General features: G+C 46.5%; 12 protein-coding genes and 1 pseudogene. 6 read left to right on the forward strand and 7 right to left on the reverse strand.

Going from position 1 to position 16,256, the window contains the following annotated elements:
* Positions 1-39 precede the first annotated feature (39 nt).
* Together ACXACM_RS18905 and ACXACM_RS18910 are read right to left on the reverse strand one after the other, a co-directional pair.
* Positions 40-2,202 carry an alpha-glucuronidase family glycosyl hydrolase gene (locus ACXACM_RS18905; protein ID WP_474823691.1) on the reverse strand — a complete coding sequence of 721 codons (2,163 nt, stop codon included), beginning with the start codon at positions 2,200-2,202 and terminating at the stop codon, positions 40-42.
* A gap of 68 nt (positions 2,203-2,270) precedes the next feature.
* Positions 2,271-3,986, reverse strand: coding sequence for a glycoside hydrolase family 43 protein (locus ACXACM_RS18910; protein WP_474823693.1), 1,716 nt, complete (start codon positions 3,984-3,986; stop codon positions 2,271-2,273).
* A 290-nt stretch (positions 3,987-4,276) separates the two neighbouring features.
* Here ACXACM_RS18910 and ACXACM_RS18915 point away from each other — a divergent pair, with 290 nt between their 5' ends.
* From ACXACM_RS18915 to ACXACM_RS18930, 4 genes are all read left to right on the forward strand, one after another.
* Entirely contained in the window at positions 4,277-5,326 is a 1,050-nt protein-coding gene (locus tag ACXACM_RS18915; RefSeq protein WP_474823694.1) for a Gfo/Idh/MocA family protein, read from the forward strand.
* Between the two features lie 186 nt (positions 5,327-5,512).
* Entirely contained in the window at positions 5,513-6,901 is a 1,389-nt protein-coding gene (locus ACXACM_RS18920) for an N-acetylmuramidase domain-containing protein (protein WP_474823695.1), read from the forward strand.
* A 1-nt stretch (position 6,902) separates the two neighbouring features.
* A complete protein-coding gene (locus ACXACM_RS18925; protein ID WP_474823697.1) occupies positions 6,903-7,334 on the forward strand; it encodes a 3TM-type holin in 432 nt (143 codons plus the stop codon).
* 90 nt (positions 7,335-7,424) lie between these two features.
* Complete coding sequence (locus tag ACXACM_RS18930) at positions 7,425-8,384, forward strand: YihY/virulence factor BrkB family protein (protein ID WP_474823699.1); 960 nt, start codon at positions 7,425-7,427, stop codon at positions 8,382-8,384.
* 82 nt (positions 8,385-8,466) lie between these two features.
* Here ACXACM_RS18930 and ACXACM_RS18935 read toward each other — a convergent pair whose 3' ends face one another.
* Positions 8,467-8,925 carry a hypothetical protein gene (locus tag ACXACM_RS18935; RefSeq protein ID WP_474823700.1) on the reverse strand — a complete coding sequence of 153 codons (459 nt, stop codon included), beginning with the start codon at positions 8,923-8,925 and terminating at the stop codon, positions 8,467-8,469.
* 344 nt (positions 8,926-9,269) lie between these two features.
* Between ACXACM_RS18935 and ACXACM_RS18940 the strand changes: the two genes are divergently transcribed.
* The gene (locus ACXACM_RS18940; protein WP_474823702.1) at positions 9,270-11,297 is read left to right on the forward strand and encodes an oxidoreductase; all 2,028 of its coding nucleotides are present in this window, start codon (positions 9,270-9,272) and stop codon (positions 11,295-11,297) included.
* Between the two features lie 127 nt (positions 11,298-11,424).
* Positions 11,425-13,128: a protein adenylyltransferase SelO family protein gene (locus ACXACM_RS18945; RefSeq protein WP_474823704.1), complete on the forward strand. Its 1,704-nt coding sequence runs from the start codon at positions 11,425-11,427 to the stop codon at positions 13,126-13,128.
* A gap of 7 nt (positions 13,129-13,135) precedes the next feature.
* On the opposite strand, the gene ACXACM_RS18950 is transcribed toward ACXACM_RS18945, so the two are convergent.
* The 4 genes and pseudogenes from ACXACM_RS18950 to ACXACM_RS18965 all read right to left on the reverse strand — a co-directional run bounded on the left by ACXACM_RS18950 (position 13,136) and on the right by ACXACM_RS18965 (position 16,203).
* A complete protein-coding gene (locus ACXACM_RS18950) occupies positions 13,136-13,636 on the reverse strand; it encodes a glycoside hydrolase family 9 protein (protein ID WP_474823705.1) in 501 nt (166 codons plus the stop codon).
* 122 nt (positions 13,637-13,758) lie between these two features.
* Positions 13,759-14,508, reverse strand: a pseudogene (locus tag ACXACM_RS18955) (IS5 family transposase); the annotation flags it as partial.
* A 47-nt stretch (positions 14,509-14,555) separates the two neighbouring features.
* Positions 14,556-15,923 (reverse strand): NAD(P)/FAD-dependent oxidoreductase, encoded by a 1,368-nt coding sequence (locus ACXACM_RS18960; RefSeq protein ID WP_474823707.1) that lies wholly within the window; start codon positions 15,921-15,923, stop codon positions 14,556-14,558.
* On the reverse strand, positions 15,892-16,203 hold the full coding sequence (locus ACXACM_RS18965; protein WP_474823709.1) for a 2Fe-2S iron-sulfur cluster-binding protein: 312 nt from the start codon (positions 16,201-16,203) through the stop codon (positions 15,892-15,894). Before ACXACM_RS18965 ends, ACXACM_RS18960 begins: the two co-directional genes overlap by 32 nt.
* Positions 16,204-16,256: the final 53 nt, after the last annotated feature.

Here is a 16,256-nt window from a genome sequence, read left to right on the forward strand (position 1 = left end):
TTAGAAAATTAAATACTGCTAAACTTTATAAAGCACACTTTATCCTTGCCCTGGAGCATAAGGAAATGATCTGGCTTTCAGTTCATCGAGAGAATATTCAGGGGTAAACCACGCCGCTGGTATAGGACGCTTAGAAAACTGCTGGAAATATTGCACGCAGGCATCTCGCCACCATATGGCTTCTTTTTCCTGAATATCCAGTGCCATCTGTACCTGGCGAAATTGTAAGGGATCAATTTGCCCTTCCAATCCATCCCACTGCCTGGCCATTTCGCGGACGCGCTCTGCACCTTTGTAATACCGGTAAACTAGTTCATCCCAGAGTTCCCGGCCACTGGAATCAATGACGTAGTCCCAGGGAAGATGATGAAACCAGAGTAAGTAGTTGTCTGGTGTTGTCCCGGGGTTTGACCATTGTTCGTTGAGGGGAGAGAAGTATTGTGCTGTGGCATTCACACCATCAGGTGAGCGATCAAACCCAATACCGTCTTTTGCAGCCCGGTGATAATAGGTCGAATTCCAGTCATCACGTCCAAGAAAATCTACCCAGGGACCAGGACCGTAGTGATGACCGGCCCCCATGATGTGATGTAAACCCAATGGCGTCATTACGTCTACCACTGTTTGATGGCTGGCCAGCATCATTTCCTTGATGGTAGATACAGTGTCGTCTTCATGGCTCAGCGTCATGCGGACCCAGTCCTCTGCTACCTCTGCCGCTCGGCTTTCAGGGTCCCACGCCATACGTCCAAACACGTACCAGTTAGATTGCAAAATAATATGGCCTGTCCAGTTCCTATCGGTACCAATATTCGACACACCAGCCATACCACTGATAGCATGGTCGAATAACTCTCCGTCAACAACCTTTGCCACCGTACTGCCTTGCCCTTTCGCATAGGTGTCAGACTGCAGAACTTCTTCGTACATAGGGCCAAGGTAAACAAAGTGAGTACTAAAACCCAAATACTCCATGGTGATCTGGAATTCCATCATCAAAGGTGTTTTTGGCATTGCGCCGAACAAGGGACTAAAGGGCTCTCTGGGTTGAAAATCAATCGGTCCATTTTTTACCTGAACCAAAACATTTTTATCAAACTTACCATCCAGAGGGGTAAATTCTGAATACGCCTGTTTAGATCGTTCCTCCCCTTTCTCATTGGCATAAACAAATGCCCGCCACATTACATTTCCGTTGAAGGGGGCAAGCGCCCTGGCAAGCATATTTGCGCCTTGTGCATGAGTTCGCCCAAAATCTCCGGGCCCGGGTTGTCCCTCGGAGTTTGCTTTAACTAAAAATCCACCAAAGTCGGGAATGTCGGCATAAATCTCAGCGACTTTATCCTTCCACCATTGCTGTACGCTGGGGTCTAGCGGATCTGAGGTAGGCAAATTACCTATGAGTTGAGGTGAGCTGAACTTCACTGATAAATACACCTTCATTCCATACGGTCTGAATATTTCTGCCAATGCTTTTACTTTTTTGAGGTAATGAGGAGTGAGTATGAGCGGATCTGCATTAACATTATTAAGTACTGTGCCGTTGATGCCTATAGACGCATTTGCCCGTGCATAATCAATATACCGCTGATATCGGTACTCGGGTAGTTTATGCCAGTCCCATATTGATTGTCCGGCGTAGCCTCTCTCTACATGCCGATCTAAATTGTCCCAGTGATTTAGCACCCTTAATTCAATTTTTGGTGCAGATATAATATTGAATGCTTTTGTAGGAGTCTGCAGTTGTACTTCTTTCAGCAGTCGAAAGGTACCGTACAAGGCCCCGGTATCGGTATTCGCCAACACCAGAATTTGTGCTTTGCCGTCATCATGTTGCACTTTCCTGACAACATAGCCCTCCTCTGCAACCTGTTTAATATCAATATCGTGATCTGCAGCGATACGGTCTGCCATCGAGCCAGCAGCAATCAGCAGACTTGCTTCTTGTGGTTCAACGTGATTACTACCGGAAAGCAGGTGACTGAATGCATATGACACTTCATCTTTTATGACCTTCATGGTTTCAGAATCACCATACACATGATATTGACTTAGCTCTCTGACATATTCCTTGGCAATAGCTGAATTGTCCAACGATTCATATTTCAGCCATAACCTGTATCCATCTTCTCCATCGAATAGAGAAGAAGCTGCACAGCAAAGTGACAATGTATAAAGAGATAGAAAGACGAAATATTTCATAAAAGCCCTACTAAAAGCATTAATTACTCTTAAATTGTTGTCCATTACGCGTATTTGCTTCAAAGGCGTTATTGAAGGACGTCCCCTGCATTCAGGATCCTTGCGTGTGGCCCAATGGTCGTTCCAACAAATCCTCCCGCCCGCTGGCTACTCAGCAAAGTAGCATCCTGCGGCTTGCCCAAAATTTTCCACTCATCTCCTTGTTTGTAACTAAATTCAATCGAGGCTCCATTCCCTTCAATTTTAATGTGAACAGGCTCATCGAAAGGTATCGTCAGTGCTTTTTCGAAGACTTTGTTAACTTTCCCATCAGCAACTTGCTCAACGAACGCGATGAAACCGTCAGCGTTACGTCGCATACCCAAAAAATAATGGAAATTAGCATTCTGGAAGGCCGCCAGGCCGGCGCTTACAGCCTTATCTTTGGGCAAGTGCATGGTTGTAGTGGCTGAAAAAGAAGCTGACGCCTGATGCACACCCACATAACTGATAGGCTTTTTACTGTATAAAGGCGCTGTTTGAGGTGAGAGAACTAACGACCCACTTTCAACTGATAACCAGTTTCTGTCAAACGTACGGAGTGTTTGCCAACGTAAATCCAATGTAGAATTATCAAAGTTGTCTGCCCACTCATAGAATTGCATACCGTCTTGCTTTGCCGTACCTGAGGGCCGCTCTACTTTAGACGGTATAGGCGTATTTGCCGGTAATATGTGTGGCCAGCCATTCTTCCATTCCACCGGCAATAAAAATGTATCCCTACCTGTGTTGTATAGATCTTTGTCGTAGGGTCGCGTTCCAAGAAAAACAGCCCACCATTCCCCGTTGTCGGTCTGGACGAAATCAGCATGACCAGTATTATCTACTGCATCTGGCCGGGGGTATTTGAGATCGCGCTGGGTGAGTATGGGGTTTTTGGCATAAGGAACAAAAGGCTCGTCCAGAGAGCGGGTACGAAAAACAACCTGAGAATGCTGGGGACCGGTACCTCCTTCTGCACAAGATAAGTAGTACCAGTCGTTTATTTTATAAATATGGGGGCCTTCAATCCAAATTGGCTTTTTGGAAATATCCACTCCGCCATTAACCACCAGCTTCTGACTGTCCGCCAGCACTTGTTTCCTCTCCGGATCGTATTCCCAAAGCCAGATAGCCCGATGCCCGTTGTAAAGAGGCTCCCCAGGAGGAGCATCATTATGGGTAATGTAAACTCTTCCGTCATCATCAAAAAATAAATCGGGATCAATGCCCCCCACCTCAGGTAACCAAATCGGTTCAGACCAAGGCCCCTCAGGATTGCTTGCAGTAATTATAAAGTTACCGCCGTTCCCTACTGAGGTAGTGATAATATAAAAAAGTCCGTCGTGATAACGCAGAGTCGGCGCAAATATTCCCCTGGACATACGAGCCTCTGCAAACTCCATTTGTGAAGCCCGGTTAAGCCCATATCCAATTAGCTCCCAGTCGGTAAGATTTTGACTGCGGAATATTGGTAGTCCAGGAGTGTAACCAAATGACGAAGTGGTGAGGTAATAATGTTCCCCCTTTTTTGTAATTGAAGGGTCTGGATAAAAACCAGGCAAAACAGGATTGCTGTACTGGCCCTCACTATCGTCTGGCACGCCCTGTGGCGTGGAATACGTGAAATTAAGGAACTTCACATCTTTGCCAGAGACGACTTCATTGCCTGGCAATGAATCTTTTTGGGTAGAAGTACTTTCACTACTACAACCTGATAGCGAAGCAGCCATGGTCAGAAAAATACAAGAAAAGAACAGTTTCATAATTACCTGTGCGTTAAGCTTATTTATCATTAATGTAAATAATAAGATAACTGACAGGCGTTTATTTTTATGAAAAGTCTCAATCAAGGTTGCTTTTTTGCGTGTTAATGTTGCACTGCCCTTGTAATCTCATTGAGCGCGATACTAAAGCAATCTCAACACAACCTGTCATTTTCTGAATAAATTCAGTAACGGTATGCGGAATTTTGCTTTTTAGTTGAATAGAAAAGCTGGCTAGTACATTTAATGAGCATCCTTTATACTTCTGAAAAAGGCTAAAAGGATTTGAAATGTATCGATTTGGGATTGTAGGCGCGGGCATGATTGCAGACTTTCACGCTCAAGCTATCAGCGCTATTTTCAATGCAGAGCTCACTGGGATTTATTCGCGATCCATTGATAAAGCAAAAGCGTTTGCAGAAAAACACCATTGCACTCCTTATGACGACTATACCTCATTCGTTAACTCTCAGGATATTGATGTCATAACAATATGTACTCCTTCAGGATTTCATCTGGAACCTATTAGTGCCGCGGCAAAAGCAGGGAAACATATTATTTGTGAAAAACCGCTGGAAGTGACTACCGAACGGGTAGATCAAATGATTAAAGTGTGTGCAGAAAATAATGTGATGCTGGCAGGTGTTTTCCCGCGACGTTTTAACGCGTCCTCTCAGCTACTCAAAACAGCACTAGAGCAGGGCCGCTTTGGTCGTATTGCCATGGCTGATGCCTACATAAAATGGTGGCGTACGCAGGAATACTATGAGAGTGGCGCATGGCGGGGCACATGGGAACTGGATGGCGGCGGCGCGTTAATGAACCAATCTATTCACACCATTGATTTACTTCTTTACATCATGGGGGACGTTAAATCGGTGCGCGCTGAAACCAGACTTGTGGCTCATAAGGACATCGAGGTTGAAGACGTTGGAATCGCAATGCTGGAATTCGAAAGTGGCGCTATGGGTGTAATTCAAGGGTCAACGGCATGCTGGTCTAAAAATGGTCATCCCGCTGAAATCCAGATAGCTGGCTCTCATGGCTCCGTTTTCATGACTGACGATAAGTTCCGCGTTTGGGAGTTTGCCAGCGAAAACGCAGATGATGATCACATTCGACGTCAGTATGGCCTCAACCAGAAAGAAGCTGGCGCGGGAGCGGCTGACCCATCGGCAATTGATTTTGTTTGGCACCAGCGAAATTTCGAGGATGTGTTAAACGCCATTGAAAATAGAACTACTCCCCTGGTTGACGGCTTTGAAGGACGACGCTCAATCGCGTTGCTCAACGCTATTTATCGTTCTGCTGCTAGAGGCGGTGAAAAGGAGTACGTGTAAACTCACTGAAACTGGTGCATTATTAATTATTAACTGGTACATTTAAAATTAGATCCAGGCAGTACACATCAACGCCAGAGAGCAGTCGGCCTTTTGTTTATGGATAAACGAAAAGGAACAAAGATTGACTATCTATTGTGTAGTTGCAATTAGAGATTTCCCCAGAGGCACATTGGCGGGGTCCCCATGTTAGGCGCGGTGGTTCCACTATTGTTGAATGTCCGCAGCATGCCGATGACCACGTCATTGGTATTGTCAAGGCTTACTGAAAACCAAGTAGTTCGCGGTGAAGCTGATATCAACGGTTGGTGGCAAATTCGCACTGGCAATACTATTGGCTTTGTAAATGGCGCCTATCTAAAACCTGTTAATGATTTGTCAAGATTGTCTGGTGCTGTCAACTCGCCGCGCTTAAACGTTCGCGCTGGCCCCTCGGCAAGCGCACCTTACCTTGCCACACTAACAGAAGGCGCTTCTGTGAAAACCCTGGCCGTCCTTGATGGGTGGTTGGAGATTGAGTTTAATCACAAAACAGCCTATGTGGCGGCACCTTATGTCGACTTGACGTATTCGTCATCCGGGTATCAAGGCTTAGTAACGGCTACGCTACTTAACGTGCGTTCAGCACCTTCTCTTACAGCAAGCATTTTTGGCCAACTCGGCCAACACAATCGCGTATGGGTTGAAGGCACTATTCAAGGTTGGAGCCAAATAAGATTTAACGGCAATCGCGGATATGTATCTGCTGCTTATGTCTCGCCAGACGACACGCCTGCTGCTGACATCGATGGGCCACTCGCCATGGTAGATCATGAAAATGACACTATTCAGCCTATTCCCAAAAGAAGCGACACTGATGGCCTGTCATCACTTACTCCACCCATTATTCTGCCTGTCTCGGGGAGCGCTGAGCAGCGCGGAGTTACCGCCACCTGGAACCGTTTTGGTGCACTGCTTACAGAGCTGTGCAAAAAAAAGCAAATCGGTACAGGCGCTTCAGTTGCGGTGTTGTGCGTGGAAAGTTCCGGCAAAGGGTTTGAACAGAACAACAGTGACAAAATGATAATTCGCTTTGAAAATCATAAATTCTGGCGCTACTGGGGAAAGCAAAATGCAACACAATTTAATCAGCATTTCCGCTATCGCAGTGACAAAGTGTGGCTGGGTCATGAATGGCGAAAAAGTATCAATGATGAGTGGCAACCTTTTCATGGGCGTCAGGTTACGGAATGGGAAGTATTTGAATTCGCCCGGCTGCTTGATGAGGAAGCCGCCATGTTATCAATTAGCATGGGGGCGCCGCAGATCATGGGCTTCAACCACGAAAGAATTGGTTTTCGGACCGTCGCAGAAATGTTCGACGCTTTTTCGTCTCACATTCAATATCAGATAGCAGGCCTCTTTGAGTTCTTTTCACCTCAAATGCTGCAATACCTTCGCAACCATGACTTTGTGGATTTTGCCAGTATGTATAACGGCGCAGGCCAGAAAGCCGTCTACGGCGAAAAAATACAAAATCATTACAAGGCCTTTACTAAACTCATGCCCAATATAGACCCTCAACAAGGAGGTTAATATGAACGTATTTTCTTTTATCAGTAGTATTTTTGAACCGGCAGTGAAACTGATCGATGAACTTCACACCAGCGATGAAGAAAAGCTGCAGTTGCAAAGTAAAATTAAAGCGGTGGAAAACGAACTGCTTGCTAAAGTCATTGATTATGAAACACAGCTATTGGAGAGTAAAACGGCCATCATCACAGCAGAAGCAACTGGTCAGTCGTGGCTGCAACGTAGCTGGCGGCCAATTACTATGCTAGTGTTTCTGGTGTTGGTGGTTTCAGATAGTTTTGGATGGTTACCCAATGAACTTGCACCCGAGGCGTGGACATTACTGCAAATTGGCCTAGGCGGATATGTTGCTGGGCGCTCAGCAGAGAAAATGACGCAGCAATATCTTAAAGCGCGACCTGCTGAAAACAAATCCGTAAATGTTGCCAAGGGCTAATACAAAAGACCTTTAAATTGTATTTGCTAGTGAACCCTTGTCCATAAAATGGAAGTATCAATAACAAGGTTTATCAATTAACGCTGAACTATGAGCAAGGCGGCTCCGAGCAATGCCAAATCTGTTTTTTCTCTGCCAATGGAAAGTTGGTGGCGAATCGTAAAGCATACGTTTAATAGTGTACAAAAAGACAATGTGCCTCTCATTGCCGCGGGCGTGGCATTTTACTGCTTACTTGCCATCTTCCCACTTCTGGGTGCTACCATAGCGTTATACGGTTTGATGGTGTCGCCCGCTGAACTTAAAGATCACATGGCCATGCTGGTTAATATTGTGCCAGGAGATAGCAGGTACATCATAGAGGAGCAACTTCAGCATTTAATTCAACGCTCGAATACAGCACTGGGCTGGAGCTTCCTGCTTACACTATTGTTGTCGTTGTGGAGTAGTAGCAAAGGGGCGAACGCACTGATCACCGCGTGCAACATTACCTACAGAGAAACTGAAGGACGCAGCTTCTTTAAAGGCATAGTGGCGCGTGTGGTTTGTACCATAGCGATGATTGCAACGGTTATTGTTGCTCTGATATGTATTTCTGTTCTACCCAAGCTAGTGGAGTGGCTGAGCAAAAATACGCTGGAGGGGATAAGAGTTAGCTGGTTCACCTGGCCCGCACTGCTCGTTGTGTTCAACGTGGCGCTATCCTCGCTTTATCGCTACGCACCTTATCGCCGTTCGGCCCGCTGGCGGTGGGTTACGCCAGGTTCTGCAGTTGCCACCATTTTGTGGGTTGGAGCCTCTTATGGATTTTCGCTCTATATTTCCGAGTTCGCTTCCTATAACAAAACCTATGGTTCAGTAGGCGGGATCATTGTTTTGTTAATGTGGTTATATCTGAGTGCTTATATCATCCTGATTGGTGCTGAGCTCAATGCGGCCATTGAATTGCAAACAACTTCAGACAGTACCGTTGGCGAAGACAAACCTATGGGAGAGCGTAACGCAGTGGTCGCTGATAACACGCCGGAGGACTTGCGAAAAAAAACCTAGGAAGGCTTATCGACACCAAGTCGTATTAAAAATAAAGCCCCATATAACCGTGAATCTTAAACGTTGCACTAAGACGAAAAGGTTATTGGCATTGTTTAAACGAATTCATTGCCGACTGTTTTTGAGAACATAAATTTATCTCATTCGTTAACCAGTCGGTAGCGTCATCAATGGTCACAAAAAATCGAAAGGGTAGGTCGGAGGAAGCATAAATACGAGACCAGAAAGTTTTCTGCATCTCAAGACCTTCTTTTTCATGGAGCACGACGGCCGTAGCTACCAACCCTTTGACTACTGCTCTACTAACAATTTTTTGCCCGTCATTCGTGGCGGCTAATGGTGCTAAAGCCAAACCGTGAACGTTCACCAGACTTCCCCAACAGGGTACATCAATTTTAGCCCGTTCAGCACCAACAACCGCCTCATATTTTTCCGCAAACTCCACATTAAACGGCCCGATAAGATTGATATACAGGATATTGTTCTGTTGAGAAAACTTAGCTTGAACATTGCCATGCGCTGCGAATTTAATACTATTCATGACATACTCCCCTTTTCACAAAGCATAAGTCAGGAAATACATTTATGCCAAAAATAGAGGGAAATTTTAATGTAAGTGAGATCTCCTGCTAAACAATAGCAGTATCAACTCTCGTCAGTTTTATGAGGTTAACCCAGTCTAAAAATACCAGTTGACGCGTTACGTTTTGTCCTATTAAAAACATACAACACCCCTCACAAACTTAAGATTATCGGTCTATTAGTCTAATTGGTTGTACCAGTTGCTTCATATTAACGTTATTATTACAATTTACGCTGGTAAAACAGGCTACATTCCTCGTTTTCCAATAATAATAATTGGTGTGTCGCCCTGATGAGGTAACTATGGAACACAACGCATTGTACCCCCGACTACTCTCCCCGCTCGATCTTGGGTTTACCCAACTGCGCAACCGAACGCTTATGGGCTCCATGCACGTGGGGTTGGAAGAAGAAAAGAATGGCATCGAGAAACTTGCTGAATTCTACAGAGAACGGGCCAAAGGTGGTGTGGGCTTAATTGTTACCGGCGGCATTAGCCCCAATATTGCAGGCTGGGTTGCGCCTTTTAGCAGCCGAATGTCGAGCAAGAAACATGTAAAACAACACCGTAAAATTACTCAGGCCGTGCACAGCGAAAATGGTAAGATCTGTATGCAGTTGTTGCACGCCGGGCGCTACGGTTATCATCCTTTTGCGGTGGCTCCGACCGCTTTAAAATCACCCATCTCACCGTTTAAGCCCAGGGCTCTCTCGAAAAGGGGCATAAAGAAAACCCTAAAACAATTTGCTAACGCGGCAAAACTGGCCCAGGACGCAGAATACGACGGCGTGGAAATCATGGGGTCTGAAGGCTATCTCATCAACCAGTTCTTCTGTGAACGCACAAACAAGCGAAACGATGAATGGGGTGGAAGTTTAGAAAATCGTGCCCGTTTTGCAGTAGAAACAATAAAAAGCGTTAGGGCTGCTGTTGGAGAGAACTTTATAATCATCTACCGCCTGTCAATGCTCGACCTTGTAGAAGGTGGCGCAAACTGGTCTGAGGTAGTGTATCTGGCAAAAGCCATAGAAGAAGCCGGCGCAACCATGATTAATACAGGTATCGGCTGGCATGAAGCTCGGGTACCCACCATTGCGACCTCGGTACCCCGGGCCGCATTTACCTGGATAACTAAACGGATGAAAGCGGAAGTTACTTTACCGCTCATCACCACCAATCGCATTAACATGCCTGATGTGGCAGAAAAAGTTCTACAGGACGGAGATGCCGATATGGTATCCATGGCCCGGCCTTTCCTGGCCGACCCGGATCTTGTCATTAAAGCTGCTGAAGGCAGAACTAACGAAATCAATACGTGTATCGCATGTAATCAGGCGTGTCTTGACCATGTTTTCAAGCAGCAACGTGCAAGCTGTTTGGTTAATCCAAGAGCCTGCTATGAAACTGAACTAAATTTCCCCAAGGTAGACACGCCAAAACACATTGCGGTAGTCGGGGCTGGGCCAGCGGGATGCGCCTTCGCTATTAATGCTGCCGAAAAAGGGCATAACGTTACCTTATTCGATCAGGGTTCCGATATTGGCGGGCAGTTTAATATTGCCAAGCAAATACCAGGTAAAGAGGAGTTTTACGAAACCTTGCGTTACTTCCGTGTGCAATTAAAGAAACACGGCGTTACCTTGAAACTCGGTGAACACCTGACAGCCGCGTCCTTTGGGCAAACTAACTTTGATGACATCGTTATTGCCACCGGCATTACTCCACGTACACTTCGCATTCCAGGAAGTGATCACCCTAAAGTAATGGGTTACCTGGACGTGTTTGCCACACCTGAAAAAGTTGGTAATTCTGTCGCCATTATAGGCGCCGGCGGTATAGGCTTTGATGTTGCAGAATTTCTGGTAGAGCAGGAAAGTTTAACCACGCAACCTGATAAATGGTTAGCAAACTGGGGCATTGATAAGGCCTATTCTGAGGCGGCAGGTTTAATGACCCCAACAGCCCCAACGCCCGCCCGACAAGTCTACCTGCTGCAACGAAAGAAAACTAAAGTCGGCGCGGGTTTGGGGAAAACTACCGGATGGATCCACAGAACCACCCTAAAGAAAAATAACGTAGAGTTTATAAATAGTGTGGAATATCAGGAAGTCAGTGACGAAGGGCTTCATATTGTTCACAACGGCGAAGAAAAAGTGCTGGCAGTGGACAATGTTATCGTCTGCGCGGGTCAGGAACCTAATAACGGCTTAGCAGATGCACTTAAAGCACAAGGTCATTCCGTTCATGTCATTGGCGGTGCTTTTAAAGCCGGTGAACTTGATGCAAAATTTGCCATTCGTCAGGGCAGCGAACTGGCATCTGTTATCTAACTCGTAGGCTGTGGCGATTATTGTACTGTTTCTTAATTGTCACTGGAAACTCCTTTCATTTATCGATACCGTGACCAGTGAACTATCGCACTAACGATGTTTTTACCACCAATGCCGCTGAGTTTTTATGCACCAACATTTGTCGAACGCACAATCTGAAAACGCAACCACCTTTAGCCAACTCGCCGAACGGGCTGACTACAGCTTACTTAACGCATTAACGGCTGACCCCGACAGCAACACTGCCGGTGATGATCATCAGCCTCGACAAGTATTTTCTGGTCATTATGTGCCGGTAACACCAACGCCTTTGCCTGCACCTCGGTACGTAACTCATAGTCACGTCTTGTTCGAAGAACTTGGCTTTGATGATTCACTTGCCAATTCAGCCGACTTTACGCGTTTTTTTTCTGGTGATATGTCTTCTGCCCCTGAGCCAATGCTGCAAGTTGGCTGGGCTACCGGATACGCCTTGTCTATTTACGGCACCGAATATACCCAGCAATGCCCCTTTCGTACCGGTAATGGCTACGGAGACGGGCGTGCGATTTCTGTTCTGGAATTAGTCAGCAAAAGGAAGCGCTGGGAAATGCAGCTAAAAGGCGCCGGAAGAACACCGTATTGTCGAGGTGCAGACGGTAGAGCGGTACTTCGCTCAAGCGTACGTGAATTTTTAGCGCAGGAACACATGCACGCACTGGGTATACCCACTTCCCGTTCTTTGTGTTTATTTGTATCTGAAACAGAGGTGGTTCAGCGCCCTTGGTATATCGAAGGGTCTGAGTCTCAGGACCCAGAAGTCATGGTGCCGAATTTAGCGGCCATTACTACTCGAGTCGCACCGTCATTTATTCGCGTAGGACAGCTGGAATTGTTTGCCCGTCGCGCCCGTTGTAACGAACATCCCAATGCCCACAAGGAGCTGGAAACGATAGTCTGTCACCTTATTAATCGGGAATACGCTCATGACATCGATACAGGCTTATCATTGGAAGAACAAGTTATTGCGCTTGCAAAGGCTTTTCGATATCGGCTCACGTCGCTGGTAACCAATTGGATTCGCGTGGGGTATTGCCAGGGCAACTTTAACAGTGATAACTGCGCTGCCGGCGGTTTTACATTAGATTATGGTCCCTTTGGCTTCTGCGAGCAATTCGACCCGTTTTACCAACCTTGGACAGGCGGCGGAAAGCACTTTTCGTTTCTTAATCAGCCTGCTGCCGCACAGAAAAACTTCGATATGTTTTGTCGCGCCCTTTCCACTCTCATTGGAGACAACCACGAGTACCAACAGTTGCTTGATGAGATACAAGACGGCTTTCTTAGCGAGATGGAAGAAAAAATGTCGCAAATGTGGGCGGCCAAGTTAGGTTTCGAAAAAGTAGAGCAACAAGAAGTAATGAAAGTGCTGAAATTAATGTTCCACGCTGGCGCAGATTACACCCAATTTTTCAGAACATTGTCATCATTGCCAGAATCCTTTGACGCGCTGTTACCTTGCTTTTACTTAACACCAACAGAGCAGGTATTGGCAGATTGGCAAGATTGGTTTAGCCAGTGGCGAGGGACCATTGAAGCGCGAGGAAACCTACAGCAAGTATCGTTAGCAATGAAGTCTGTAAACCCTAAGTATACCTGGCGGGAATGGCAGATTGTGCCTGCTTATCAGCAGGCGCAGGAGGGCGATTTCGCCCTTATACACACACTGCAATCCATGCTGAATGAGCCTTATAATGAACAATCAGCAGACACTGAAGCACAGTTTTACCAAATGCGTCCAGCTGAATTCGAAAACGCAGGTGGCGTGTCGCACTACAGTTGTTCCAGCTAATTCACGTTTATCTTTGTTGAGTCATTGCATTCACTGCGCCAAGCACATACACCAGTGGCGCATTCCAGTTTATGGCGATTTCATTGATAGAGTAACTGCACCAATGATCGAGGTAGGAATCCGCAGGCATCGGGTACGGATAGCCACACTCGTCCTGATGTCCCGAGTGAGGCCCTCCAACCAACATGCCAGGTATTGGTGCTTCCATTTTATCACTTGCGGATATACGATGATGGGGGGACATGGGTGACACACTGCCAAAACCCGTCACAAAGCTGTATCCTGTGGCATTCATGCCAAATATATAAGCCACGCTTTGATGAACTACTCGCAGATAATCATCATTATTGTTAAGCCGATAAGCCGCGAGCAACACAATAGCTTTATTGAGTAAAACGCTGTTACTCCCCCAAACAAAATCACTTTCTTCCATAGGAACGCGATAAGGTGTTGTCGTTGTTTGGTTAACAATGTCGTCAGCTAAGGAAACTGCGAACAAGTTCTTCAATTTAGGTCCGGATTGAGACTTTGTACTGCCAGATCATTTTTTAAACACTAAATTTCCTATTTCGGTCAATATACTGCCGTTTTAGTCCGAATTTCGCCCCTAATCCGGGCTGTTCTCGGATTTCAGACAGATCTTGGCTGTCGTCGTAACATCTGGTCTACTTTAAACAGGTTCGCCAAGGTGAATAGCATGGCTAACTGTGAATCATTTTTCGTCAGCCCTTTATAGCGTGCTTTGATAAAGCCGAACTGACATTTGATGATCCGGAACGGGTGTTCTACCTTCGCCCGAATGCTGGCTTTTAAATATTCGATGTTGATGGTAGTTTTGTTTTTACGGGGATGCTTTTTCAGTGCACGAACTTTTCCGGGACGCTCTGCTATCAGCCATTCCACATTAGTATCTTTCAGCTCTTCGCGTTTTTCTGCGCCTTGATAACCAGCATCGCCAGAGATGAATTCCTCGTCGCCGTGCAACAGGTTCTTCAACTGGTTCAGGTCATGCTCGTTGGCGGCGGTGGTTACAAGCGTATGCGTCAGGCCACTCTTGGCATCCACGCCAATGTGAGCTTTCATACCGAAGTGCCATTCATTGCCCTTCTTGGTCTGATGCATATCCGGGTCACGTTCATTCTTTTTATTTTTAGTGGAACTTGGGGCTTCAATAATCGAGGCATCCACCAGTGTGCCCTGCGTCATCATCACACTGCACTCCGACAGCCATTGGTTGACCGTTTTGAATAATTTGCGAGTCAGCTTGTGCTTTTCCAGCAAGTGACGAAAGTTCATAATGGTAGTACGGTCAGGAATGGCTTTATCCAGTGACAGTTGCGCAAACTGATGCATCGAAGCAATTTCATATAACGCATCTTCCTTAAGGGAAGCGCGGTGCATAGAGATACACCGCGATGAAATCAGAACTACAAGAGTGTAGCGAGGTTTTCAGCTGGATCGGCTAATTTGATTTTATTCAGAACGATGTGGTTCTTAATGGCGCGGCCGCCAACCACGTAAGATTTTGGTGAGTTTACCGCTTCCACACTCACCAGTTTATCTCCGTTGAAGTGCCACACAGACATTGCAGAGTCTGACTCCCGACGGACTACATGATTATCAGCTTGTGCAAACAATCCGGCCATCTGCAGCTTCATATCGAATTGATCAGACCAAAACCACGGAATTGCCTCATAATCTGATAGTGTTGCCGGTAGCTGATACGAATTGGTGTCTGATAGGACCTGGATATTTTTCGCCGCCACCTTCGCTTGTTCCAAAGCATTCTGGACAGACTCAATGTGCGCATTTTCACCATAATCCTTATGAGGAAAGCTGGTACAATCGCCAATGGCCCATATACCTGCCACACTGGTCTGCATATGGCTGTTTACACACACGGCACCCTTGTCCATAGTGGCGCCCGCTGCCGCTGCCAACTCACCGTTTATTCGCACTCCCACACCCAGTAAAACAGCGTCAGCACGGTACGTTGAACCATCGGTACACACCACAGTTTGTACTCCTTGCCCAAAGTCTCTCTTTACCGCCTCTACCGTTTGTCTGCATACAAGCGCCACCCCGTTACTGTTATGTACAGCCGATATGTGGCTGGACACGGGTTCACTGGCCACTCGGGCAAGAATACGTGATTCCCTTTCAATCACAGTAACCGCTACCCCCGCTTTACAAAGTGATGCAGCCGCTTCCAGGCCGATGTAACCGGCACCGACTACCACCACGTGAAAATCAGGTAAAACGGCTTGCTTTTCATTGAGTAGTGATTTTAATGCGCGGGCGTCACTGGCATTGCGCATTACCAAACAGTGCTCAGCCTCATTAATACCGGGAATAGGCGGTACAATGGATGAAGCGCCGGTTGCCAAAACCAAATGGGTATAATTCATTGACGGCGGGAAAGCCTTAGCTGATTCGCCAGAGTTGCGCGCAGCGAGGGCTAGCGTGTTACTTTCAGAATCAATTGAAATAACTGCAACCCCTAAAAGCAACTCAATGTTTGCTTTATCGTAAGCTGCCTGTGCCTTTAATGGCGCAGGTGCATCTTCCAGCGGCGCATTAAGAAAAGCCTTTGACAACGGCGGTCGGTGATAAGGCAGATTGTCATCGGCATCCACCAGCACAACCCGCCCGGTAAAGCCTTGTTTGCGCAATTCGAAGGCACAATTTACCCCGGCGTGACTCGCACCGACGATAACGCAAACCGCTTGTGTTGTTTCCGGTGTTGTTGTAACCATAATTGCTTTACTCTCGAACCACGGACACGTTAATGCCATTGATTTCTTCTGACAACGCCACCTGACAACACAAGCGACTGGTTTCACTCACATCTTCAGCCAATTCCAACATGTCCTTTTCAATTTCGTTTGGCTCGCCAACACGGACGAAGTCTTCTTGCGCCACATGCACGTGACACGTTGCACAGGAACACACGCCACCACAATCGCCATCGATGCCTGGTACGTTGTTTTCTACTGCTAGTTCCATCAACGAGCCTGAATCACCCTGAGTTTCTATTTGCTGTCCATCTGCCGTAGTAAAAATCACTTTAATCATTTTTTTCTCCATTCACGCTATCGCGAAGTTACGCAAATTCTGTGTCATATAAT

The organism is Alteromonas sp. AWQ4_252, from assembly GCF_056158205.1.